This is a genomic window from Arthrobacter sp. zg-Y919 (genome assembly GCF_030142045.1).
Lineage (GTDB): Bacteria > Actinomycetota > Actinomycetes > Actinomycetales > Micrococcaceae > Arthrobacter_B.
Genome location: NZ_CP126242.1, coordinates 1,560,517 through 1,583,410, shown reverse-complemented (window position 1 = coordinate 1,583,410; position 22,894 = coordinate 1,560,517). Strand labels below are relative to the sequence as shown.

Genomic DNA, 22,894 nt, shown 5'->3' with positions numbered 1-22,894 from the left:
GTCCGTGGAGCGGAGTAGTTTTATAGGCATGAGTCTTGCGCAGGACATCAAGAGAGTAGTGGCACCGTTTGAGGTCATTAGTGACTACAAGCCCGCCGGTGACCAGCCCACCGCCATCAAGGAACTGGCCGAGCGGATCAACGCCGGCGAGAAGGACATAGTCCTCCTCGGTGCCACCGGTACCGGTAAGAGCGCGACGGCGGCCTGGCTCGTCGAGCAGGTGCAGCGGCCCACGCTGGTGATGGTGCAGAACAAGACCCTGGCCGCGCAGCTGGCCAATGAGTTCCGCGAGCTGCTGCCCAACAACGCGGTGGAGTACTTCGTCTCCTACTACGACTACTACCAGCCGGAAGCGTACGTCCCGCAGACAGACACCTTCATTGAGAAGGACTCCTCGATCAATGAGGAAGTTGAGCGCCTGCGCCACTCGGCCACGAACGCGCTGCTGACGCGCCGGGACGTGATCGTGGTGGCAACGGTGTCCTGCATCTACGGGCTGGGCACCCCGGAAGAGTACATCGAGGCGATGGTGACCCTGCGCCGCGGGCAGCAGATGAACCGTGACGACCTGCTGCGCCGGTTCGTAGCCATGCAGTACGTCCGCAATGACATGGACTTCCACCGCGGAACCTTCCGCGTGCGCGGCGACACCGTCGAGATCATCCCGATGTACGAGGAAAACGCCATCCGTGTCGAGTTCTTCGGCGACGAGATCGAGAACATCTACACGCTGCATCCGCTGACCGGGGACGTCATCCACGAAGAGAACGAAATGTACGTTTTCCCGGCGTCGCACTACGTGGCCGGCGAGGACCGGATGCACCGGGCCATCCGGCAGATCGAGGATGAGCTGCAGGTGCGGCTGAAGGAGCTGGAATCGCAGAACAAGCTGGTGGAAGCCCAGCGGCTGCGGATGCGCACCACCTATGACCTGGAAATGATGCAGCAGATGGGCTTCTGCAACGGCATCGAGAACTACTCGCGGCATATCGACGGCCGTGGGCCGGGCACTGCCCCGCACTGCCTGCTGGACTACTTCCCGGACGACTTCCTGCTGGTGGTGGACGAATCCCACGTCACCATCCCGCAGATCGGCGCCATGTACGAAGGCGACATGTCCCGTAAGCGGACCCTGGTGGACCACGGTTTCCGGCTGCCCTCCGCCATGGACAACCGGCCGCTGAAGTGGGACGAGTTCCTGGAACGGATCGGCCAGACCGTGTACATGTCCGCCACCCCGGGCAAATACGAGCTGTCCAAGTCGGACGGCTACGTGGAACAGATCATCCGCCCCACCGGCCTGGTGGACCCGCAGGTGGTCGTGAAGCCCAGCAAGGGCCAGATCGATGACCTGCTGGGGGAGATCCGCACCCGCACCGAGCGGGACGAGCGCGTCCTGGTGACCACGCTGACCAAGCGCATGGCCGAGGACCTGACCGGCTACCTCCTGGAGCACGGGGTCAAGGTGGAATACCTGCACTCCGACGTCGACACCCTGCGCCGCGTGGAACTGCTCCGCGAACTGCGGATGGGCACCTTCGACGTGCTGGTCGGCATTAACCTGCTCCGTGAGGGCCTGGACCTTCCCGAGGTGTCGCTGGTGAGCATCCTCGACGCCGACAAGGAGGGCTTCCTGCGGTCCTCCACCTCGCTGATCCAGACCATCGGCCGTGCGGCCCGAAACGTGTCCGGCGAGGTGCACATGTACGCGGACCGGATTACCGACTCGATGGCCAAGGCCATTGACGAGACCAACCGCCGGCGGGAGATCCAGGTCGCGTACAACAAGAAGCACGGCGTGGACCCGCAGCCGCTGCGCAAGAAGATCGCGGACATCACCGACCAGCTGGCCCGCGAGGACGCCGACACCAAGGCCCTCCTGGCAGAGGCGGCCAAGCAGAAGACGAAGGGCAAGGGCAAGGGGGTCCGGAAGGACGGCCTTGCCGCTGCTCCTGCGGAAGACCTCACCACGCTGATTGCGTCCATGACCGAGCAGATGCACGCCGCTGCCGCGGAGCTGCAGTTCGAATTGGCTGCCCGCCTCCGCGACGAGGTGGGGGACCTGAAGAAGGAACTCCGGCAGATGCAGTCCGCCGGGCACGCCTAGGCACGTCCGGGCACGGGAAATGTCGGTGGCCGGCGCTACGGTGGGACCATGCAGTTCACCTCCCCGCCGGTCCCGCCGGCAGCACCGGCGCTTGAGGCGCTTCCGGCAGAGAGTGCCACCTCCTGGTGGGACATCGTTGCTGCCCTCGGCCCCCTGGCCGTCCTGCTGGCCGGTGCCCTGACCTTCTTCGTGGGGTGGAAGACGCTGGAGCAGCGCCGGAAGGCCGACCAGCGGTCGGAATGGTGGACCAGGGCGCAGTGGGCCATCGAGGCTTCCCTGTCCGACGACCCCCGGCGGCAGGAAACCGGCCTGGGTGTGCTGGACCTGCTGGCCCAGAGCGACCTCGCCGGGGCCGAGGAAGCGGCCATCATCAGCATTGCGTGGGCGCGGCCGCTGACGGCGATAGTGGACTCGAACGGCGATATGAGCCAGAATGAAACCATCACGAGCGCACCCGGAATGGAGGAGGCCGACGATGACAACAGCAGCACTGCCGCTGGCACGCGGAGGTAAGACCCCCGCCGACAAGGCTGAACGCGACGACCGTGACCGCGAACGGGTGCAGATCCGCGCCGCACGGCTCCGGCTCACCACCGACCGCAAGCTCGGCAAGCCGACCCCGGAATGGGTGCGGAAACTCGCTGACCGTCCGCTGTAGCGGCCGCAAAGACATCGAGGCAGGTCCCCGGCAAACGCCGGGGACCTGCCTTTTTTACTGCTGCGTGTCCTGGCCGCGGACCATATCAAGCAGGCGCCCAAAAATGGCCTCGCCGTCGTCGGCAATACCGTCGTGGTGGAAGTCGGCGCTTTCCCAGACCTGCAGTCCACGGACGGCTTCCGCGGTCTCCAGCGACAGGTCCCGGTCAACATAAATATCGTCCGTGTAAACGGCGGCAGCCACGGGCACGGTGTTGCGTGCCAGCTGCCCTGCGTCGTACAGCGGTCCCCAGTCGGCTTTCCGCGCCAGCAGCTCGGCGGTGTCCCGCAGCGGAACCAGCGCCGGGTCCTCGTCGAAGTACCAGGGGTAAACCATTTCACCGGTGTACAGCGGCTCGGGTGCCGTGGGTTCAAACGCGGGGAAGGACTGCAGCACGCGTTCGGCGGCCCAGTTGGTGGCCTGCCCCTGGGCGTAAATGGACTCGTGCAGCACCGCGTACAGCGGATTTGCGGCCCGGCTGACCAGCCCGTGCACCGATTCCAGGAAGGTGTCGGAAAGCCGTTCCCCATCCGGGGTGGGGACAAAGGCTTCCTGCAGCAGGTAATGCAGCCCGTCCACCCGGGTGTTGCCGCCCAGATAGGAGCCGGCCATCTGGAAGCGCCGGACGCTCAGGCGTTCCCCGGAGGGAAGGTATTCCGGTACGGATTCCAGGTGCCGGGCAATCCGGGTGGTGAGCTCCCGGTCCTCCGGGTAGCGGGAGAAGTACTCGGCGTTGCGGGCGGCCACCCGGCGGAAGGTGGCCTCGTACACCCGGTCGGCGGGACCGGCCAGCGGTGCCAGCCCGCCGGTCACCAGGCATTCGCGCAGTCCCTCTGGGGCGAAGGACAAGTAGGTCAGCGTACAGAATCCACCGTAGCTTTGCCCGTAGGTGCTCCACGGTCCGGATCCGAGGGCCTCCCGGATGAGCTCGGCGTCCGCCACGATCGAGTCCGCCCGGAAATGGGCGAGATATGCGGCCTGCGCAGCGGCGTCCCCGCGCAGCGGAAGGGTCTGGCGGTCTGCGGGGGTGGAGAGGCCGGTACCGCGCTGGTCCAGCATGAGGACGCGGAAGTGCTTGGCTGCGGCCTTGGTCCAGCCGCCGAACTGCAGCAGCCGGTTTCCCTTACCGCCCGGTCCGCCCTGCAGGTACAGCAGCCACGGCAGGTCCTCGACCTCACCGGCAGGCAGCTCTGCGTCGCTGTATTCGCGGGCAAAAACGGTGATGCTTCCGCCATCGGGCACGGCATGGTCCAGGGGGACCGTGAAGCGGTGGTCCGTGACCAGCATGCCGCGGACGTCATAGGGCGCCGAAGCGGTGTGCGGGACACTCATGCGGACGCCTCCGTTCCCGCTGTGTTGGCGGTTTCTGCTGCGCCGCCAAAGGAGGCGAGCGCCCCGCCGGTAAGCCGGAAGGTGGTCCAGTCATCCTGCGGCAGGGCGCCGAGGGACTTGTAGAAGCGGATGGACGGCTCGTTCCAGTTCAGTACGCACCACTCCACCCGGGCGTAGCCGCGCTCGACGGCGGTTTCCGCCAAAGTCCGCAGCAGCGCCTTGCCGATGCCCCTTGCCCGTGCCTCGGGACGGACGTAGAGGTCTTCCAGGTAGATGCCGTGCACACCCTCCCAGGTGGAGTAGTTCAGGAACCAGAGGGCAAACCCCTGAACCGTTCCACGCTCCTCGGCCACATGGGCGAAGATAGCCGGGTGCTCCCCGAAAAGGTTCGCCTCCAGGGCCTCCACGGTGTTCTTTACCGCGTGCGGCTCCTTCTCGTAGATGGCCAGGTCATGGATCAGCTCGAGGATGACGGGAACGTCTTCCCGGCGTGCGGGACGGATCTGCATGGGCTCCACCCTAATCCAGCCGGCCTGCGGTGATCACCTTGATGACGGGGCTCCCCGCCTCGTCAGACGCGGCCAGGTCCACCTCCGCGGTGATGCCCCAGTCCAGGTGGTTGGCCGGGTCCTTGAAGATCTGCCGGACTTCCCATTTTCCGGGCAGTTCCTTGATGATCAGCAGGTTGGGTCCGCGGCCGTCGGGGCCGTCGTCAATGTCTTCGTGCTCTTCGAAGTAGGCGTCCAGGACCTCCGCCCAGCGGTCGGCGTCCCAGCCGGCGTCGCCGTCGAGCTCCCCAAGGGCACGGTCATCCTCATCGGCGAAGAGCTTCACCCGCGAGAACATCTCGTTGCGGACCATGACCCGGAAGGCCCGCACATTGGTGGTCAACCGGTCGGGCACCGGCGGGAGAACCGGTTCGTTCGAGGCATCGGGGTTGACGCCGTTGGTGAGCTCTTCCCATTCGTCCAGCAGCGAGGAGTCGGTCTGGCGGACCAGTTCGCCGAGCCATTCGATGATGTCCTGGAGGTCCTCGCGCAGCCGCTCCGGCGGAACGGTGTGCAGCAGCGCCTTATAGGTGTCCGACAGGTAGCGCAGCAGCACGCCTTCGGAGCGGGCCAGTGAGTAGAACTGCACGTACTCGCCGAAGCTCATGGCCCGCTCGTACATGTCGCGCACAATCGACTTGGGGCTGAGTTCGAATTCGCCGAGCCACGGGGCACCGGAGCGGTAGACCTCGAAGGACTGCTCCAGCAGCTCCGCCAGCGGCTGCGGGTAGGTGACCTCCTCCAGCAGGGCCATCCGCTCGTCGTACTCGATGCCCTGCGACTTCATGGCGGCGATGGCTTCGCCCCGTGCCTTCTTCTCCTGGGCGGAGAGGACCTGGCGCGGTTTCTCCATGATCGCCTCGATCACCGACACCACGTCCAGGGCGTAGGACGGGCTGTCCGGATCCAGGATCTCCAGGGAGGCCATGGCAAAAGGAGACAGCGGCTGGTTCAGCGCAAAGTTCGGCTGCAGGTGCACTTTCAGGCGGACGGTGCGGCCGTCGGCGTCGGGCTCCGGCAGTACCTCGACAATGCCGGCGGTCTTCAGCTCCCGGTAGATACTGAGGGCCTTCTTCATCAGGGCCAGCTGCGAGGCGCGGCTCTCATGGTTGTTGGTCAACAGCTTCTTGGCCGCGGTAAACGGATCGCCCGGGCGCTCCAGCAGGTTCAGCAGCATGGAGTGGGTGATGTTGAAGCTGGAGGTCAGCGGCTCCGGGGTGCCGTCCACCAGCTTCTCGAAGCTGGGCTTGCCCCAGGAGACAAAACCGGCCTGCGGCTTCTTCTTCACCACCTGGCGCAGCTTCTTCTGGTCGTCGCCGAACTTCGCGTGCGCCTTGGCCATGGCCTTGACGTTTTCGATCACGTGTTCCGGTGCCTGCACGACGACGGTCCCGGCCGTGTCGTACCCGGCCCGCCCCGCGCGTCCGGCGATCTGATGGAACTCCCGGACCTTCAGGGGCCGGGTGCGGGTGCCGTCGTACTTGGACAGGGCCGTGATCAGCACGGTGCGGATGGGCACGTTGATGCCCACGCCCAGGGTGTCGGTGCCGCAGATGACCTTCAGCAGCCCGGCCTGGGCCAGCTGTTCCACCAGGCGCCGGTACTTGGGCAGCATGCCGGCGTGGTGCACGCCGATGCCGTGCCGGACCAGCCGGTTCAGGGTCTTGCCGAAGCCGGGGGCAAACCGGAAGCCGGCGATCAGCTCTGCGATCCGGTCCTTTTCCTCCCGCGTGCAGACGTTGATGCTCATCAGTGCCTGCGCCCGGTCAATGGCTTCGATCTGGCTGAAGTGCACCACGTAGACGGGCACCTGCTTGGTCTCCAGGAGTTCCTCGAGGGATTCCTGCACCGGGGTTTCCACGTAGTAATAGTGCAGCGGGATGGGACGCTGCACGGAGGAGACGGTGACGGTGTCCCGGTTGGTGAGTTCGCTGAGCTCGTTCGCGATCCGGGTCATGTCACCCAGGGTGGCGGACATCAGCAGGAACTGTGCCTGCGGCAGCTCCAGGAGCGGGACCTGCCAGGCCCAGCCGCGCTGCGGATCGGAGTAGAAGTGGAACTCGTCCATGATGACGGTGCCCAGGTCCGCGTCCGCTCCCTCGCGCAGGGCGATGTTGGCCAGGATCTCCGCGGTGCAGCAGATGATCGGGGCGTCCTTGTTCACCGAGGAGTCGCCGGTGACCATGCCGACGTTCTCGGCGCCGAAGATCTCGCACAGGGCGAAGAACTTTTCCGAGACCAAGGCCTTGATCGGGGCGGTGTAGTAGCTGCGCTCGTCGTGCGCCATGGCATGGAAATGCGCTGCGATGGCCACCATCGACTTACCGGAGCCGGTGGGAGTGGCGAGGATGACGTTGTTGCCCGTCACCAGCTCCATCACTGCCTCGTCCTGCGCCGGGTACAGCGACATGCCCCGGCTCTCGACCCATTCCAGGAAGGACGTGTAGGTCTCATCGGGATCGACGGTGCGGGTGCTGGACGGGCCGGAGGCAAGCTGTTCAAGAAGTTTCATGTCCATACCAGACTATCGGCCCGCGCCGTTGCCGTTTTCCGCAGGGTGCTTCCACCTCCCCGGTAGGCTCGGGGCATGAAATGGGACCCGGATAAGTACACGCAGTTCTCCTCCCACCGCGACCGCCCGTTCTTCGACCTCACCGCCCGGGTGGCGGCGGAATCTCCGGCGCGGGTGGTGGACCTCGGCTGCGGCACGGGTGTCCTGACCGCGGCGCTCGCCGCCCGCTGGCCGCAGGCAGAGGTTCTCGGCCTTGACTCCTCCCAGGAGATGATCGACGGCGCGCTCGCCATGGAGGGTGCCCCGGCGAACCTGGGCTTCGTGCAGGGCAGGATCGAGGACTGGGAACCGGCGCCCGGCACGGACGTGGTGGTGTCCAACGCCGCACTGCAGTGGGTGCCGGGTCACCAGGATCTCCTGCGGAGATGGGCTGCACAGCTCGACGACGGCGCCTGGCTGGCCGTGCAGGTCCCGGGCAACTTCTCCGCACCCTCCCATGTGCTGATGCGGGAGCTGGCGGCGAGGGCCGCGTGGGCACCGAAGCTGGACGGGGTGCTGCGCCATGCCGACGCCGTGGACGAGCCGGCGGACTATCTGGCTTTGATGACAGCAGCCGGGTTCGAGGCGGATGTCTGGGAAACCAGCTACTCCCAGGTCCTGGCCGGCGACAACGCGGTCCTGGAATGGGTCCGGGGAACGGCACTGCGTCCGGTCATCGATGCCCTGTCCGCCGGGGACTTCGCCGCCTTCGAAGCCGACTACGCGGAACTGCTGCGCGCGGCCTACCCGCAGCACGCCTGGGGAACCGTGTTCCCGTTCCGGCGCCTGTTTATGGTGGGCCGGAAGGCCGGCTGAGGTCCGGGCCTCCGGTCCGCCGGGGGTTTGGCCTGCGGCGGACCGCGGACATCAGCGGTGTGCCAAGGCTGTCGATCTGCCTGTTGGCGTGCAGCTGGGTGCCGGCCCCGCCGCGCTGGACGTGCCTCGCGAAGTAGAGGGCGGCACCCAGTCCGGTCAGCAGGAAGCCCGTGGCCAGGGCTGCCGGGTCGAGGGACGGCAGCTGGGCGGCGGCAGCCACGGCAGCCAGGACCGGGACTGCCGGACCCAGTGGGAGCCGGGCACCTTCTCCGGGCCATTTCCGGTGTCCTAGTACTGCCGCCGCAACGCTGACCACCACCATGGCGATGATCGCCGCAACATTGGCGACGGAAACCACGAAGGTGGTGTCGTTCAGGACCACCAGCAGCACCGTGATGATCCCGAGCAGCAGGACGCTCACGTACGGATGCCCGCGGCGCGTATGGCGCCCAAGCACCGGCGGCACATCGCCGCGGGCAACCATGCGGAGCATGATCTCCGACGCGCCCAGGACGTTTGCATTGGCGCCGGAGAGCGTCGACAGGCACGCCGCGAAGGCCACCAGCAGCCCACCCCAGGCACCCATCACAATCTCGGCTGCCTGCGAGACACCGGTGGAAGTGAACCTGGTGATGCCGCTGGCGGTCATGGCCAGCACCGTACCCAGATACACAAGCCCGGAGACCAGGATGGTCAGCATGATGGCGCGCGGCACCGTCCTGCGGGGGTCTTTGACCGATCCGGCCATATTCGTAATGACGTTGAAGCCGGTATAGGCCGTGAACAGAAGGGCGGCGGCGGAAAACACGCCGCCTGCCCCCTCGGGCAGCGGACGCTCCAGCTGGGGGAGCCGAAGCTGGAGCAGGCCCCAGACGGAAAACAGCACCAGCAGGGCCAGCTTGATGCCGACAATCCAGGTTTCCGCCCTGGCCACCACCGCCGTCGGCCCCAGGTTCAGCGCGGTCACCAGGACGGTGGCGGCGAGCGCCAGCAGCAGTGTCCCGGCCGCGGGCAGGAAGTACTCGGAGAGATAGTCGCCAAAGGAAACGGTCAGGTAGGCAATGATGGTGGCGCCGTTGAGATAAAACGCCCACATCACGATGAACCGCCAGAACGGGCCGAGGATGGTCCCGACCGGCGCATACCCGGATTCACCCTCCCCGGCGCGGGTGGAGACCACAATGAAGGACAGAGCGCACAGGCACATGACGGCGCCGGCAAGGATGTAGCTGGCCACGGCACCCGGACCGGCCAGGTTGACGGCGGTTCCGGAGAGGGTGAAGACGCCTCCTCCCACCGTGGTGCCGACTCCGAAGGCCACGCAGGCCACGAGCCCGATCTGCGTTGGCTCCGGGTACTGCGGCTTTGGTGACGGTGATGGTCTGGCCACGGCTACCCGCTCTCATCCGGTCCGGCAGGCCCCCTTTGGAGCGTAGGGCCGTACCCGGCACCGGTCAATGAAACCGGCGGGCCGGTGCTACCAGCCGCGCTCTTTCCATTCCCGCAGGTGCGGCCGCTCGGCACCGAGGGTGGTGCCGGCGCCGTGGCCGGGGTGCACCACGGTGTCATCCGGCAGATAATCGAACACACGTTCGAATACGTCGCGGTAGAGCTGCGCAAAGCGTTCCGGGTCCTTCTGCGTGTTGCCCAGGCCGCCGGGGAAGAGTGAATCGCCCGTAAACAGGTGGGCCGGACTGTGCGGATCCCGGTAGAGGATGGCAATGGAGCCCGGTGTATGCCCGCGCAGGGCGATAGCCTCCAGCTCGAAATCGGGGAATGTGCCCTTATCGCCGTGATCCAGCGCCACGAGGGTGGGAACCTCAATGTCGGGGATATCCGCAGTGCCGGCGGCGGTCCGTGCCCCGGTGGCGGCCACCGTTTCGGCGAGCGCCCGCACATGGTCCCAGTGGCTGTGCGTGGTGATGACCAGCTCCAGCTTCGCCGGAACCGCTGCATCCTGCGCTCCTTCGGCCAGCAGCCGTTCGATGGCGGGGAAGTCTGCGGCGGCGTCGATCAGTACCTGCGCGCCGGATGCCTTCCCGGTGAGCAGGTACACGTTGTTGTCCATTTCGCTGACGGACACGCTGCGGATAGTGATGTTCTCCAGATCCTCCATCGGGCCAGTCTAGCGAGGCGGCTCCAGGGCGGGTCTATTGTCTGCGCCCGCGGACGGGCGTACCTTGCAAGGATGCTCCTGAGGCTGGTCCGGGAAAACCTGGCAACCTATAAAGTCCCCGTGGCCGCCGTCGTCCTCCTGCAGCTGCTGCAGACCGTCGCCACGCTCTACCTGCCCACCCTGAACGCCGACATCATTGACCGCGGCGTCGTGACGGGGGACACCGGCGTGATTATGGAGGTGGGCGGGTGGATGCTCGCCGTCACGGCAGCCCAGGTCCTGTGTGCCGTGACGGCCACCTATCTCGCGTCGCGGGTGGCCATGAGCGTTGGACGCAACATCCGTGCGGCACTGTTCACCAACGTCGAAACCTTCTCCTCCCGGGAAGTCGGGTTGTTCGGGCCTCCCTCGCTGATCACCCGGACCACCAATGACGTGCAGCAGGTGCAGATGACCCTGCTGATGACGTTCACCATGATGGTTTCGGCACCGATCATGGGAGTGGGCGGGGTACTGCTGGCGTTGAACCAGGACATTCCACTCTCCGGGATCCTGCTGCTCATCCTGCCGGTCCTGTTCCTGGTCATCGGGCTGGTGCTGCGGCGGCTGATTCCCCTGTTCCGGCGGGCGCAGCGGCAGATCGACCGGGTCAACTCGGTACTGCGGGAACAGATCATGGGGATCAGCGTGATCCGGGCCTTCATCCGGGAGCGGTCCGAGGAGGCCCGGTTCGACGGCGCGAATAAGGACCTCACCTCCACGCAGCTGCGGGTCAGCCAGCTGCTGGCGCTGCTGTTTCCCGCCGCCATGCTGGTGGCCAACCTCGCCACGGTCGCAGTGATGTGGTTCGGCGCCTCCCGGATCGATGCCGGCCAGATGCAGATCGGCGCACTGACCGCGTTCATCGCCTACATCATGCAGATCCTGATGGCCGTCATGATGTCCATGTTCATGATCATGATGCTGCCCCGGGCTGCGGTCTGCGCCGAACGGATCTTCGAGGTGCTGGATACCCGCACCAGTGTCTCCGACGCGCCTGATGCCCGGGCGCTCGCGTACGACGGCGGCCGGCTCACCTTCTCCGACGTCGGCTACAGCTACCCGGGCGCCGAGGACCCGGTGCTCTTCAACGTCAGCTTCGAGGCGCTGCCGGGGGAAACCACGGCCATTATCGGTTCCACCGGGGCAGGGAAGACCACACTGCTCAACCTGGTCCCGCGGCTGCTCGACGCCACGTCCGGCAGCATCGCCGTGGATGGACAGGACATTGCCGGTGTCACCCTCTCCTCGCTGCGCCGCGGCATCGGACTGGTGCCGCAGCGGGCGTACCTCTTCAGCGGCACTATTGCCTCGAACCTGCGCTTCGGCCGTCCGGAGGCGACGGACGCCGAACTCTGGGCGGCCCTGGAAACCGCGCAGGCGGCAGACTTCGTCCGGGCTGCGGAGGGGGGACTGGCACACCAGGTGGAACAGGGCGGGAGTAACTTCTCCGGGGGACAGCGCCAGCGCCTGGCCATTGCCCGGGCCCTCGTGGTCCGCCCCTCCATCTACCTCTTCGACGACAGCTTCTCCGCCCTGGACTTCGCCACCGACGCCCGGCTGCGCGCAGCACTTCGACCGCAGACCCGGGGCGCCACGGTGATAGTCGTGGCGCAGCGGGTGAACACCATTACCGACGCCGCCCGGATCATCGTGCTGGAAGAGGGGCGCATCGTTGGGCAGGGAACCCATAACGAGCTGATGTCCGCCTCGGATACCTACCGGGAGATCGTCGCCTCACAGCTGACCGCGGAGGAAGTCGCATGAGTACCCCGGGGCTACGGGGCAGACCCGGTGCGGCTGCGGCGGCGAAACCGGAAAACTTCGCCGGCAGTGTCCGCCGGATCCTGCGGCTGATGGCACCGGACCGGTTACGGGTGGCGGCAGTGCTGGTGGCCGCCGTCGTTTCCGTGGCGCTCGCCGTCAGTGCGCCCCGCATCCTCGGGGAAGCCACCAACGTCATCTTCGACGGGTTCATCGGGCAGACGCTGCCGGCCGGAATGTCGAAGGACGCCCAGGTACAGGCCCTGCGGAACTCGGGGGAGCGGGAACTGGCGGACATGCTTGCCGCCATGGACGTCATCCCCGGCCAGGGACTGGACTTCGCCCGGCTCGGCGCAATCCTGCTGGGCGTACTGGCGATCTACCTGGCGGCCTTCGCCTTCGGCTGGTTCCAGGCACGCGTGACCGCACGCATTGTGCAGAACGCCATGTACCGGCTGCGCCGCGACGTGGACGGCAAACTGTTCCGCCTGCCCATGTCCCACTTCCAGCAGCAGTCACGCGGGGACGTCCTGAGCCGCGTCACCAACGACATCGACAACCTGGCCCAGACCCTCTCGCAGAGCCTGACCCAGATCCTCACCTCGGTCCTGACCATCATCGGCGTGCTGGCCATGATGGTGTCCATTTCACCGTTACTGGCATTGATCGCCGTGGTCACCGTGCCCGTCTCCGCCCTCGTGACGGTACTCATTGCCCGGCGCTCGCAGGCGGAGTTCAAGACCCAGTGGAAGTCCACCGGCGAGGTGAACGGCTACATCGAGGAAATGTTCACCGGACAGGACGTGGTGAAGGCCTTCGGCCAGCAGGAGCGGGTGATTGAAGGCTTCGCTCCCGCCAACAACCGGTTGTACCGCTCCGCCTTCCGTGCCCAGTTTGTCTCCGGCATCATCATGCCGGCGATGATGTTCATTTCGAACCTGAACTACGTCGCGGTGGCCGTGGTGGGCGGCCTGCAGGTGGCCAGTGGGCAGCTGTCCATCGGCGGTGTGCAGGCCTTTGTCCAGTACAGCCGCCAGTTCAGCCAGCCGCTGGGCCAGCTGGGCGGGCTGATCAACATGCTCCAGTCCGGCGTCGCCTCCGCCGAACGCGTCTTCGCCCTCCTGGACGCCAAGGAACAAGCACCGGACCCGGACCGTCCCGAACATCTTCCGGCCGTGCGGGGACGGGTCGCCTTCGAGGACGTCTCCTTCGATTACAGCCCCGACGCCCCGCTGATCCGTCATCTGTCCTTCACGGCCGAGCCGGGGCAGACGGTGGCCATTGTTGGGCCCACGGGCGCAGGCAAGACCACCCTCGTCAACCTCCTGATGCGTTTCTACGAGGTCGACGCCGGCCGCATCACCATCGACGGCGTCGACATTGCCCGGCTCAACCGCGAGGAACTGCGCAGCCATATCGGCATGGTGCTCCAGGACGCCTGGCTGTTCGAGGGGACGGTCCGGGAGAACCTGGCCTACGGCGCGCCGGACGCCACGGAGGAGCAAATCGTCCAGGCTGCACAGGCCACCCATGTGGACCACTTTGTCCGGTCCCTGCCCGAGGGCTACGACACCGTGCTCGGCTACGACGGCGGCGCGCTGAGCCAGGGCCAGCGGCAGCTGCTGACCATTGCCCGGGCCTGGCTTTCGGACCCTTCCATCCTGGTCCTGGACGAGGCCACCAGCTCCGTGGATACCCGGACGGAAATCGCCATCCGCCTCGCCATGAATGCGCTCCGGCAGGACCGCACGAGTTTCGTCATCGCCCACCGGCTCTCCACCATCCGCGACGCCGACCTGATCCTGGTGGTCCGGGACGGGCAGATCGTTGAGCAGGGAATGCACGAAGCGCTGTTGGCGGCCGAAGGCTTCTACGCCGGGCTGTACCGCTCCCAGTTCGCGGGCCCTGATGCTGAACCTGACAGGGAACGGGAAGCGGATTCGGGAGCCGCGGAGGCGGACCCGGCTGCACCTGCCGACCCGGCCGGGCATTAGCATTGCAGCATGACGCCTGACACACACCCAGGAACCGAAGCAACCTCCGCAGGCAACGACGCGGGCGTACTGGCTGAGGTCCGGATAGACGCCTCCAGCTCGGTTCCGCCTTACGAACAGCTGCGCCTGCAGATCCTGGACGGCGTGAATGACGGCAGCCTCGCCGTCGGCACGCGGCTGCCTCCGGTCCGTACGCTGGCCGGACACCTCGGCCTGGCAGTGAACACAGTGGCCAAGGCCTACCGTGAACTGGAGCAGGCGCAGGTGGTCACCACCCGGTCCCGCGCCGGCACGGTTGTCGCGGCGGGCGGCGACAGCGGCCGCAGCCGGGTGGCCGCAGCTGCCGCAGTGTATGCCAGATCAGTCCGGGCCAACGGCGTCTCCGAGGACGAGGCCGTGTCCTTCCTGCGGGCGGCGCTGCACTAGCTTCGTGACCCTGGCGGCGGCGAAAGTGTCGCTGATTCTGTAGACAATCGGGGATCCGAGGTGTAAGCCAACGGCCATCGTCGAGAGGTGATGCGCCATGGATTCGACTCCGAAACGGTCCACCCGCGTACAGACTGCGGTTCTGGCTGTCCTGGTCTTGTTTAGCAGCGGAGGAGCCAGCTGCGGCGGGATCTCGAATTTAGGTGCCGTGAGAAACACCTCGGACGATGCCTTACAGGCGATACATGCTGCCGCTGGTCCCGCAGAATTGAGAACTGCCAGTCAGCGGCTTGACGATCTCCTTCGGGAGATCGAGCAGTCCGGACTTAGCGCCGAAGAGCGTGCAGTGGTTGAGGCCGCAACGCAGCGTTCCGCCGTTTTGAATGCACTTGCCAGACAAATCGCGGTACCGGAGGGGTGGACCTCCACGTTCCGCGAGGAGACACTGCAGATTATGCGGGCCTCCTGGCGGCGGGAGATAACGCCCCCCGAGTATTTGGTAAAACACATGGACGACGCCACAGAGACTGTTCTGAGGGATACCGTGTGTTCGGTTTTTGCCGAGGTCATGAACAGTGATGCAGCTGACCGTGCGAAGGCACAGGAATTGCTCGCAGCATCACCCTATGGCGCGGCCACCGAGGAAGGCGTGCGGGAACAGTTGACGGCAGCCGTCGAATTTGCCGGTTCCTCGCTTGCATGGGCGAACCACTTTGCGGATGTCGGCCGTCTTCCACGCCGCATCCTGACGGCGGCGGAGGACAAGGTGGGCCGTTTGGAGAAGCTCATCGATGCCACGGCTTGGCGCAATGGAGGGGCCATCTACTACTACGTGCGCTACTGCGTAAACCGCTAGTACGAATGCGCAACGCGCCGGACCGGCTGGCGCTTCGCCCGCGGCGAAACCCGGGGGGTCGAATACTTTTTCGAATGGGCGTTTGAACTACAGTGGAAAACGTGCCTAAATCGACTCTTCCGACGGCGGACACCACGTTCGTGCCGCATAAAGCCAATGACCTATCCCGCCTGGTAGTGAAAGGCGCGCGCGAGCACAACCTCCGCAACGTCGACCTGGACCTGCCGCGGGACGCCATGATCGTGTTCACCGGCCTGTCCGGCTCGGGTAAATCCTCCCTCGCATTCGACACGATCTTCGCCGAAGGCCAGCGGCGGTACGTCGAGTCGCTGTCCGCCTACGCCCGCATGTTCCTGGGCCAGGTGGATAAGCCCGACGTCGACTTCATCGAGGGCCTCTCGCCCGCGGTCTCGATCGACCAGAAGTCCACCAGCAAGAACCCCCGGTCCACGGTGGGCACCATCACCGAGATCCACGACTACATGCGCCTGCTCTGGGCCCGTGTGGGCCGTCCCTTCTGCCCGGTCTGCGGCGAGCCTGTCAGCAGGCAGACACCTCAGCAGATCGTGGACCAGCTCCTCGAACTGGAAGAGGGCACCCGCTTCCAGATCCTTGCCCCGGTGGTCCGCGGCCGGAAGGGCGAGTTCGTCGACCTGTTCAAGGAGCTCGCCGCCAAGGGCTACTCCCGTGCCCGGGTGGACGGTAAGCAGATCCAGCTCTCCGATCCGCCGAAGCTGGGCAAGCAGTACAAGCACAACATTGAAGTGGTTGTGGACCGCCTGGTGGCCAAGGACGGCATCCGGCAGCGCCTCACGGACTCCGTGGAAACCGGCCTCGGCCTGGCCGACGGCCGCGTGGTCGTCGACTTCGTGGACCTGCCCGAAGACAGCAGCGAGCGTACCCGCACCTTCTCCGAGAATCTGGCCTGCCCGAACGAGCACCCGCTGGCCATCGACGAAATCGAGCCGCGGTCCTTCTCCTTCAACAACCCGTTCGGTGCCTGCCCGGTCTGCACCGGCATCGGCTCCCGGCTGGAGGTGGATGAGGACCTGATCGTTCCGGACCCCTCCAAGTCCCTGGCCGAAGGCGCCATCGCCCCCTGGTCGCTGGGCACCGCCACCACCGAATACTGGAACCGGCTGCTCGAGGGCCTGTCCAAGGACATGGGCTTCTCCATGGATACGCCGTGGAAGAAGCTGACCCCCAAGGTCCGGGAGGCCGTGCTCAACGGCAAGGACCATAAGGTGGTGGTCCAGTACCGCAACCGCTTCGGCCGCGAACGCAAATACAGCACCGGCTTCGAAGGCGTCATCCAGTACATCCACCGCAAGCACGGGGAAACCGAATCGGACCACGCCCGCGACCGGTACGAAGAGTACATGCGGGAAATTGCCTGCCCCGAATGTGGGGGAGCGCGGCTGAACCCCGCGTCCCTGTCCGTGCTGATCAACGGCCGCAACATCGCCGAGATCAGCGCCCTGCCGCTGCGCGAAGCCGCGGACTTCCTCAACACCCTGGTCCTCACCGGACGCGAAGCGCAGATCGCCAACCAGGTGCTCAAGGAGATCCAGGCCCGCCTGACCTTCCTGCTCGACGTCGGCCTGGAATACCTGAGCCTGAACCGCCCGGCCGCCACACTGTCCGGCGGAGAGGCCCAGCGCATCCGCCTGGCCACGCAGATCGGTTCGGGACTCGTGGGCGTGCTCTACGTCCTGGATGAGCCGTCGATCGGCCTGCACCAGAAGGACAACCGGCGCCTGATCGACACCCTGATCCGGCTGCGCAGCCTGGGCAATACCCTGATCGTCGTCGAACACGATGAGGACACCATCCAGGAAGCGGACTGGATTGTCGACGTCGGCCCCGGCGCCGGTGAGCGCGGCGGCGAGGTGGTGCACTCCGGCCCGTTGGCCGAGCTGCTCACCAACGAACGCTCCATCACCGGTGCGTACCTCTCCGGCCGGAAGAAGATCGAGATCCCGGCGAAGCGGCGCAAGGTGGACAAGTCACGCCAGCTGAAGATCGTGGGCGCCCGGGAAAACAACCTGCAGAACCTGAACGTGGACGTCCCGCTGGGCGTCTTCACCGCCGTCACCGGCGTCAGCGGGTCGGGCAAGTCCACGCTGATCAACGACATCCTCTACAAGACGATGGCGAACAAGCTCAACGGCGCCAAGCACGTGGCCGGCCGGCACACCCGCGTGGAGGGCCTGGAGCAGCTGGACAAGGTCATCCACGTGGACCAGAGCCCCATCGGACGTACCCCACGGTCCAACCCCGCCACCTACACCGGCGTCTGGGACCACATCCGCAAGCTCTTCGCCGAGACCAACGAGGCGAAGGTGCGGGGCTACCTGCCGGGCCGTTTCTCCTTCAACGTCAAGGGCGGCCGCTGCGAAGCCTGCCACGGCGACGGCACGCTGAAGATCGAGATGAACTTCCTCCCCGACGTGTATGTGCCCTGCGAGGTCTGCCACGGCGCCCGGTTCAACCGGGAAACCATGGAAGTGCACTACAAGGGCAAGAACATTGCCGAAGTGCTGGACATGCCGATCGAGGAAGCCGCGGAGTTCTTCGCCGCCTTCGGTCCCATTTCCCGGCACCTGAACACCCTGGTGGACGTGGGCCTGGGCTACGTCCGGCTGGGCCAGCCGGCCACCACGCTCTCCGGCGGCGAAGCACAGCGCGTGAAGCTCGCCAGCGAGCTGCAGAAGCGGTCCAACGGCCGCAGTATCTACGTCCTGGACGAGCCCACCACGGGCCTGCACTTCGAGGATGTCCGCAAGCTGCTGGAAGTCCTGCAGGGCCTGGTGGACAAGGGCAACACAGTGATCACCATCGAGCACAACCTCGACGTGATCAAGAGCGCCGACTGGATCATCGACCTCGGCCCCGACGGTGGTACCGGCGGCGGCAAGGTGGTCGCTTCGGGCACCCCGGAGAAGGTCGCCAAGGTCGAGGGGAGCCACACCGCAACGTTCCTCGCGGAGATCCTGAACCCGTAGAAACAGGTGAAGGCCGGTGTCTGCCCCTCCGGGGTCGGGCGCCGGCCTTCGTGTATTCCGGATCCGGGCATATTTGCCGCCCCGGCATCAGAACATATTCTTGGGCGCGTATATCTTTTTCCCTAAGCCTGCTCCGGTATGCCAAACTAAGGCCCGTGACTTCTCCCCGGACCTTGGTGCTTTTCGATCTCGATGGAACGCTGGTTGATCCGGCGGGTGCCATCACCGGCGGTATCAGTTCCGCGCTGGCCGCCTGCGGCCTGCCGGTGCCCCCGGAGGCGGATCTGCAGCGCATGGTGGGCCCTTCGCTGGTGACCTCCCTGCGGGACATCGCACGCGTGCCCGGCGACCGTCTTGAAGCCGTCATCCGGCACTACCGGCAGGGCTACCGGGAGTCCGGGATGGCACAGAGCCGGCCCTATCCCGGCATCCAGCGGGCAGTGGAACTGCTGCGCAGGGACATGACCGTCGCTGTCGCGACCCAGAAACCAGAGCACCTCGCCGTGGAGCTGCTGGAAGTTCAGGGCATGGGCAACCTTTTCGGCTCCGTGCACGGCTCACCGGCCGATGAGCAGGCGGCAGCCGCCCTGGACGGGAAGCGGAGCATCATCCGGGCGGCCCTCGACCGGCATGCGGATTCCTACGACCGTGCCGTGATGATCGGGGACCGGCGGCACGATGTCGAGGGTGCGGCGGCCAACGGTCTCGGATGCATTGGCGTCTCCTGGGGCTTCGCCGCCGAGGGTGAGCTGCAGGCGGCGGGGGCAGCCGCCGTCGTCGACACCGCGGAGGAACTCGTGGACGCAGTGCTGGGCTACGCACGGAACGGAGCGGCCCTGAATGGTTCTGTATAACCTGACCCGTGCAAGCACCCGCGGCCTTGTCGCCGGACTGTGCCGTCCCACCGTGACCGGACTCGAACACGTCCCGGTCCGCGGCCCGTTCATCGTGGCCTGCAACCACCTGTCCTTCCTGGACAGTGTCCTGGTCCAGGCGCTGCTGCCGCGGCGCGTGGGGTTCTTCGCCAAGGCGGAATACTTCACCGGCACCGGCCTGAAGGGGCTGGCCATGAAGAGTTTCTTCGAGGGCGTGGGATCCATTCCGGTGCAGCGCGACCAGCAGGCGGCCAGCGTCGCCGCCCTCAAGACCCTGCTGGACATCCTGGAGGACGGCGGCGGGGTCGGCATCTACCCGGAAGGCACCCGCTCACGCGACGGGCTGCTGTACCGCGGCCGGACCGGCGTCGGCTGGCTTGCCCTCACTTCCGGGGCGCCGGTGGTGCCGGTCGGGCTGATCGGCACGGAGAAGCTGCAGCCGGCCGGACGGAAAACGGTAAAGCCCGGACATTTCACCCTTAAAGTCGGGCAGCCGCTGTATTTCCAGAAGACCGGCCCGGAGCACGCCCTACCCGCCCGCAGGCAGGCCACCGACCGAGTTATGGATGCCATTGCGGAACTGAGCGGCCAGGAGCGGGCCGACAGCTACAACCGCAGCCGCCCCGAGGGGTAGGCGCAAGGCTGCGTTGCGCTGTGAGGATCCTAGGCCTGCCCGGGCTACTGCGTCATGCGCACCCGGGAGGTCCAGGAGTCACCGTCCCAGTAGCGGAAGGGCGCCACTCCTTCTGGATCAGGGTAAAAGCCGGGTGATTTCGTTGTTGGTTTGCTCGCTGTATTCGAGGCCCGGTCTTCCGGGGGTGCATCCGCACCGTCGTCGCTCAGGCTGATCACTCCGGTCTGAATCAGCGGCGCGTTATTTTGAGCAAGCTTCGCGGCTGATTTTTCGGCTCGAAGGCGCTGCGCGTCAGCGGCTTTTTCTTCACGCCGGCGTTCTGCCTCAGCGGCTTTTTGGTCGCGAAGGCGCTGTGCCTCGGCAGCTTTTTGGTCGCGAAGGCGCTGTGCCTCGGCAGCTTTTTCCGCTGCAGCATTAACCTTTTGCCTTTCGGCATCAAGTTTTTCCTGATTGATTTCAGCGATCGCTTCACGGATTCCCGGCACCTGGGAATTCTCAGCCAGGATCTTCTCCAGATCTGCGACAGCCCGCCCATAGGCCTTCTCTGCCAGACTGATATTGGAACGGTGCACCAAGGCTTTGAACCGAATATTTTCGGAGTACTTCTTACTCGCCGTCAGTGCTTTCAAACACTCCTTTGCTGCGACCAGCTGACCGAGTTCGAGGTGAGCCTGGGATCTCAAGATGGCCAGCAGGGCGGTGACTTCGGAATCTACGGGCACGCGGTCCGTCAGACGCAGAATCTCATCCCAGTCCTGCCGGTCAGAATAGAGCTCGGTGAGGCTGAGCAATGCAGGGTAGGTCGGATCCAACTGTTCGACATACTGGATTGCTTCAGTATCCCTCTGCAACGCCTGCAGAGCTTCAGCCAGGACCAACGTCAACGCGGCGTTCGTCAACGGCAGGCTCACAACCACCCCGCCGGCGATCTCCAAGTCGTAAATGAATCCGGACAGGTATTTGAGGACGAACGGGTTGGATTCAATCGGTGCCGGGCCGTGGATCGCGCTCCGCAGCTGCGCCGCGCAGGCCTCGTCATTACCGGCTCGAAACTGCTGGAGTCCCAGTACTGCTGCGGCGGCATGTCCGTACACGGGATGCTGCATCACTTGGGGATCAAGGCCGGGCGCCTGCTGGGAGATTGCGTAGGCATAAAGTGCCTTCTCTTCCTTCGGAGCCAGCAAGCCGGGTTTAGGCGCAGGCGCAGGCCGGGTCGCGGGAGCCGGCGCAGGGTTGCGGCGAGGGGCGGTCCGGGCGGCAGGCCTTTTTGGCGACGCAGATGTTCCAGCCACCTTTGTCCGCCCTGCATAGGCACTGACACCCGCGTTGGAAACCCGCACGGTGACCCCCGGCATCAGTCTGATCGACGTGCTCTTCTTAAATCCCACTACACACCTTCCATTAGCGACAGGCTGAGCCTGAACTCACTGGCTTCCGATTCTTCCTTGAATTCCAAAGTGGTTACGCCCACCAGCCGTTTGACCGCTTCTTTGACTTCGGCAGGGGAAGCATAGAAGAACTCACGTCTGAGGTTGACTTTATTAACCCGCCGGGACTCGAATTCCCGATGGAGCTGGGCCTCCAGAGCCGCCGCGTCCTCACTGAAAAAAAGGACATGGATATCGTAGAGGAACGGTACGCCGGCGCCACTGAGTTCTCGAATGCGTTCCGTGGGCTCGAGCCTCCGGGTCATTCCGATTTTCACTATGCGGTCCCCAAAGGCGCCAAGATTGGAGATGACGTAGACATAACCCGTGCGCACGTTGGCTTGACGGTTTTCAATGTCACGAAGCTTGGCCTCCGCTTCCTCGACGAATTGTTGCATGGCGGCGACGGCGTCGGGTTCACCGCTGTCGACCGCGATGGCCAGGGCTGCAAGGTACTTGTCACGCTCCTGCTCCATCTTGTCGCGAGCCTTCTGCAGCTCCTTCTCCACCTTTTCCTGCTCCCGCGCTTCCTCCCTTAGGGCACGCTGCGTTTCACGTTCAGCGGCTACCTTCGCGTGGTAATCAGCAGTCAGCTTCAACTCATCCAGTCGCAGCCGGTGATAGTCGTCGGTGATCGCAATCGCCATGCTTTTCCCGAGTTTTTCAATGGACGTTTTGGCACGTTCAAGCCGTGACGTATTAGCTTCAAGCGAGTGAGCACGGACGGTACGTACGCAGTTGTCTGCTTCGGCGTTGTAGGCCCTCAACATCAGCTTGCACTGTTCCCTTACCATCTGTGCACCCTTTTTGATGTCCCCGTTGACCGCCCAATTTGTAGCCCCGGTGACCGCCCGTTCTTTCACAACTTCTTTGATGGAAACCCTCAGCTGGGACAAGCGGTCCTTGTACTGGACAGCGTCCTCAAGCGGATGGGCGAAGTCGTAGATACCCAGGTCCTGCAGCAGGTTGATCTCACGTGTTTCAACTATCCGCGACTCAAGCTCCGCCAAGACGGCTTCCCGCTCACGAATTTGGTGGTTCAGGTCCTGAAGGTGCGCGAGCCCCGCGGCATCCGCCTCAGGAACGGAAGCCCGCGGATTCCCCACCCCCGAACCAGCAACGGACGTTTTCTCATCCGCTGAGCCGTCATTAAGGACCGCCCCGTGGTGCCTGAGCAGATCCGGGAGACCTCCAGCCCACCCTTGCGATACCGAGCGGACCTTCCACTCTCCGTTACGCCGGTAGATTTCACCCGCAACGGCAACGCGCTCGGTGGATAAACCCTCACATGGGATGCTGAACAGGTTTCCAGAGTCTGCAGACAGTGTGAGCTCCAGGGAAGACAGGCCACCCAATCGAGACTCTTCAGAATCCAAGGCACCCGCCACCGCAATGGTATGGATTTCCTCGGGAAGGCGGTCAAGAAAAATCTCCGCTTTGTGCGCATGCCCGGTTGCGGTATCGCTTCTCCCAAGATATCGGGCAACACCGCCCAAATAATCTGGCTGGTTATAAAAGACAATGTCCGCGTTGGTAGCTACCCGCCCGTCGGCATCCAGAAGGAGGATGAACAGGTCTACCTCCTGGGTGCCGGACTGCGCCGTCCAATGAAGCTCCATCCGGAGTCCGCGGTGAACAGGCGACGCGATGAGGGCATTTGCCCCTTTGGGCAGCGAAACATGGGGCATAGAAGGACCATATAACGGA

Annotated in this window: 18 protein-coding genes; 11 read left to right on the top strand and 7 right to left on the bottom strand. The window is 65.2% G+C overall.

Translation table 11 applies throughout. The features are described from left to right. Window positions 1-28 precede the first annotated feature (28 nt). The 3 genes from uvrB to QNO10_RS07470 are packed head-to-tail and all read left to right on the top strand — an operon-like array spanning window position 29 to window position 2,765. Complete coding sequence (gene uvrB / locus QNO10_RS07480) at window positions 29-2,107, top strand: excinuclease ABC subunit UvrB (RefSeq protein WP_229948205.1); 2,079 nt, start codon at window positions 29-31, stop codon at window positions 2,105-2,107. 48 nt (window positions 2,108-2,155) lie between these two features. Further along, complete coding sequence (locus QNO10_RS07475) at window positions 2,156-2,620, top strand: hypothetical protein (protein ID WP_229948207.1); 465 nt, start codon at window positions 2,156-2,158, stop codon at window positions 2,618-2,620. Next, a complete protein-coding gene (locus QNO10_RS07470) occupies window positions 2,583-2,765 on the top strand; it encodes a hypothetical protein (RefSeq protein WP_229948210.1) in 183 nt (60 codons plus the stop codon). The genes QNO10_RS07475 and QNO10_RS07470 overlap by 38 nt, the downstream gene beginning before the upstream one ends. 54 nt (window positions 2,766-2,819) lie before the next feature. Here QNO10_RS07470 and QNO10_RS07465 read toward each other — a convergent pair whose 3' ends face one another. The 3 genes from QNO10_RS07465 to QNO10_RS07455 are packed head-to-tail and all read right to left on the bottom strand — an operon-like array spanning window position 2,820 to window position 7,196. Continuing rightward, window positions 2,820-4,136: an alpha/beta fold hydrolase gene (locus QNO10_RS07465; RefSeq protein ID WP_229948212.1), complete on the bottom strand. Its 1,317-nt coding sequence runs from the start codon at window positions 4,134-4,136 to the stop codon at window positions 2,820-2,822. Beyond that, window positions 4,133-4,645 carry a GNAT family N-acetyltransferase gene (locus QNO10_RS07460; RefSeq protein ID WP_229948214.1) on the bottom strand — a complete coding sequence of 171 codons (513 nt, stop codon included), beginning with the start codon at window positions 4,643-4,645 and terminating at the stop codon, window positions 4,133-4,135. Before QNO10_RS07460 ends, QNO10_RS07465 begins: the two co-directional genes overlap by 4 nt. A gap of 10 nt (window positions 4,646-4,655) precedes the next feature. Beyond that, complete coding sequence (locus QNO10_RS07455; protein WP_229948218.1) at window positions 4,656-7,196, bottom strand: DEAD/DEAH box helicase; 2,541 nt, start codon at window positions 7,194-7,196, stop codon at window positions 4,656-4,658. A gap of 75 nt (window positions 7,197-7,271) precedes the next feature. Here QNO10_RS07455 and QNO10_RS07450 point away from each other — a divergent pair, with 75 nt between their 5' ends. Then, window positions 7,272-8,051 (top strand): trans-aconitate 2-methyltransferase, encoded by a 780-nt coding sequence (locus tag QNO10_RS07450; protein ID WP_229948220.1) that lies wholly within the window; start codon window positions 7,272-7,274, stop codon window positions 8,049-8,051. Here the strand turns inward: QNO10_RS07450 and QNO10_RS07445 are convergent. Continuing rightward, the gene (locus QNO10_RS07445; RefSeq protein WP_229948222.1) at window positions 8,026-9,441 is read right to left on the bottom strand and encodes an APC family permease; all 1,416 of its coding nucleotides are present in this window, start codon (window positions 9,439-9,441) and stop codon (window positions 8,026-8,028) included. The genes QNO10_RS07450 and QNO10_RS07445 overlap by 26 nt on opposite strands. Window positions 9,442-9,528: 87 nt before the next feature. Continuing rightward, on the bottom strand, window positions 9,529-10,167 hold the full coding sequence (locus QNO10_RS07440) for an MBL fold metallo-hydrolase (RefSeq protein WP_229948224.1): 639 nt from the start codon (window positions 10,165-10,167) through the stop codon (window positions 9,529-9,531). A 72-nt stretch (window positions 10,168-10,239) separates the two neighbouring features. Here QNO10_RS07440 and QNO10_RS07435 point away from each other — a divergent pair, with 72 nt between their 5' ends. The 7 genes from QNO10_RS07435 to QNO10_RS07405 all read left to right on the top strand — a co-directional run bounded on the left by QNO10_RS07435 (window position 10,240) and on the right by QNO10_RS07405 (window position 19,760). After that, window positions 10,240-11,973 carry an ABC transporter ATP-binding protein gene (locus tag QNO10_RS07435; RefSeq protein WP_229948226.1) on the top strand — a complete coding sequence of 578 codons (1,734 nt, stop codon included), beginning with the start codon at window positions 10,240-10,242 and terminating at the stop codon, window positions 11,971-11,973. Beyond that, entirely contained in the window at window positions 11,970-13,964 is a 1,995-nt protein-coding gene (locus QNO10_RS07430; RefSeq protein ID WP_229948228.1) for an ABC transporter ATP-binding protein, read from the top strand. Before QNO10_RS07435 ends, QNO10_RS07430 begins: the two co-directional genes overlap by 4 nt. 9 nt (window positions 13,965-13,973) lie before the next feature. Next, window positions 13,974-14,390, top strand: a complete 417-nt coding sequence (locus QNO10_RS07425) for a GntR family transcriptional regulator (protein WP_229948230.1) — start codon at window positions 13,974-13,976, stop codon at window positions 14,388-14,390. A 208-nt stretch (window positions 14,391-14,598) separates the two neighbouring features. Beyond that, a complete protein-coding gene (locus QNO10_RS07420; RefSeq protein ID WP_229948231.1) occupies window positions 14,599-15,246 on the top strand; it encodes a hypothetical protein in 648 nt (215 codons plus the stop codon). Between the two features lie 101 nt (window positions 15,247-15,347). Continuing rightward, a complete protein-coding gene (uvrA, locus tag QNO10_RS07415) occupies window positions 15,348-18,251 on the top strand; it encodes an excinuclease ABC subunit UvrA (protein WP_229948232.1) in 2,904 nt (967 codons plus the stop codon). Window positions 18,252-18,406: 155 nt separating this feature from the next. After that, window positions 18,407-19,105, top strand: a complete 699-nt coding sequence (locus tag QNO10_RS07410; RefSeq protein WP_229948234.1) for an HAD hydrolase-like protein — start codon at window positions 18,407-18,409, stop codon at window positions 19,103-19,105. Continuing rightward, window positions 19,092-19,760, top strand: a complete 669-nt coding sequence (locus QNO10_RS07405; protein ID WP_229948236.1) for a lysophospholipid acyltransferase family protein — start codon at window positions 19,092-19,094, stop codon at window positions 19,758-19,760. The genes QNO10_RS07410 and QNO10_RS07405 overlap by 14 nt, the downstream gene beginning before the upstream one ends. 44 nt (window positions 19,761-19,804) lie before the next feature. Here the strand turns inward: QNO10_RS07405 and QNO10_RS07400 are convergent, their stop codons facing one another. Next, window positions 19,805-20,866, bottom strand: a complete 1,062-nt coding sequence (locus QNO10_RS07400; protein WP_231707487.1) for a DUF2510 domain-containing protein — start codon at window positions 20,864-20,866, stop codon at window positions 19,805-19,807. 281 nt (window positions 20,867-21,147) lie between these two features. After that, the gene (locus QNO10_RS07395; protein WP_229948242.1) at window positions 21,148-22,875 is read right to left on the bottom strand and encodes an SNIPE associated domain-containing protein; all 1,728 of its coding nucleotides are present in this window, start codon (window positions 22,873-22,875) and stop codon (window positions 21,148-21,150) included. Window positions 22,876-22,894: the final 19 nt, after the last annotated feature.

Coding starts and splice junctions, on each gene's coding strand:
- QNO10_RS07465 (WP_229948212.1), bottom strand. CDS start 4,136: ATGAGTGTCCCGCACACCGCTTCGGCGCCCTATGACGTCCGCGGCATG.
- QNO10_RS07405 (WP_229948236.1), top strand. CDS start 19,092: ATGGTTCTGTATAACCTGACCCGTGCAAGCACCCGCGGCCTTGTCGCC.
- QNO10_RS07460 (WP_229948214.1), bottom strand. CDS start 4,645: ATGCAGATCCGTCCCGCACGCCGGGAAGACGTTCCCGTCATCCTCGAG.
- QNO10_RS07425 (WP_229948230.1), top strand. CDS start 13,974: ATGACGCCTGACACACACCCAGGAACCGAAGCAACCTCCGCAGGCAAC.
- QNO10_RS07440 (WP_229948224.1), bottom strand. CDS start 10,167: ATGGAGGATCTGGAGAACATCACTATCCGCAGCGTGTCCGTCAGCGAA.
- QNO10_RS07470 (WP_229948210.1), top strand. CDS start 2,583: ATGACAACAGCAGCACTGCCGCTGGCACGCGGAGGTAAGACCCCCGCC.
- QNO10_RS07475 (WP_229948207.1), top strand. CDS start 2,156: ATGCAGTTCACCTCCCCGCCGGTCCCGCCGGCAGCACCGGCGCTTGAG.
- uvrB (WP_229948205.1), top strand. CDS start 29: ATGAGTCTTGCGCAGGACATCAAGAGAGTAGTGGCACCGTTTGAGGTC.
- QNO10_RS07400 (WP_231707487.1), bottom strand. CDS start 20,866: ATGCAGCATCCCGTGTACGGACATGCCGCCGCAGCAGTACTGGGACTC.
- QNO10_RS07430 (WP_229948228.1), top strand. CDS start 11,970: ATGAGTACCCCGGGGCTACGGGGCAGACCCGGTGCGGCTGCGGCGGCG.
- QNO10_RS07435 (WP_229948226.1), top strand. CDS start 10,240: ATGCTCCTGAGGCTGGTCCGGGAAAACCTGGCAACCTATAAAGTCCCC.
- QNO10_RS07395 (WP_229948242.1), bottom strand. CDS start 22,875: ATGCCCCATGTTTCGCTGCCCAAAGGGGCAAATGCCCTCATCGCGTCG.
- QNO10_RS07450 (WP_229948220.1), top strand. CDS start 7,272: ATGAAATGGGACCCGGATAAGTACACGCAGTTCTCCTCCCACCGCGAC.
- QNO10_RS07455 (WP_229948218.1), bottom strand. CDS start 7,196: ATGAAACTTCTTGAACAGCTTGCCTCCGGCCCGTCCAGCACCCGCACC.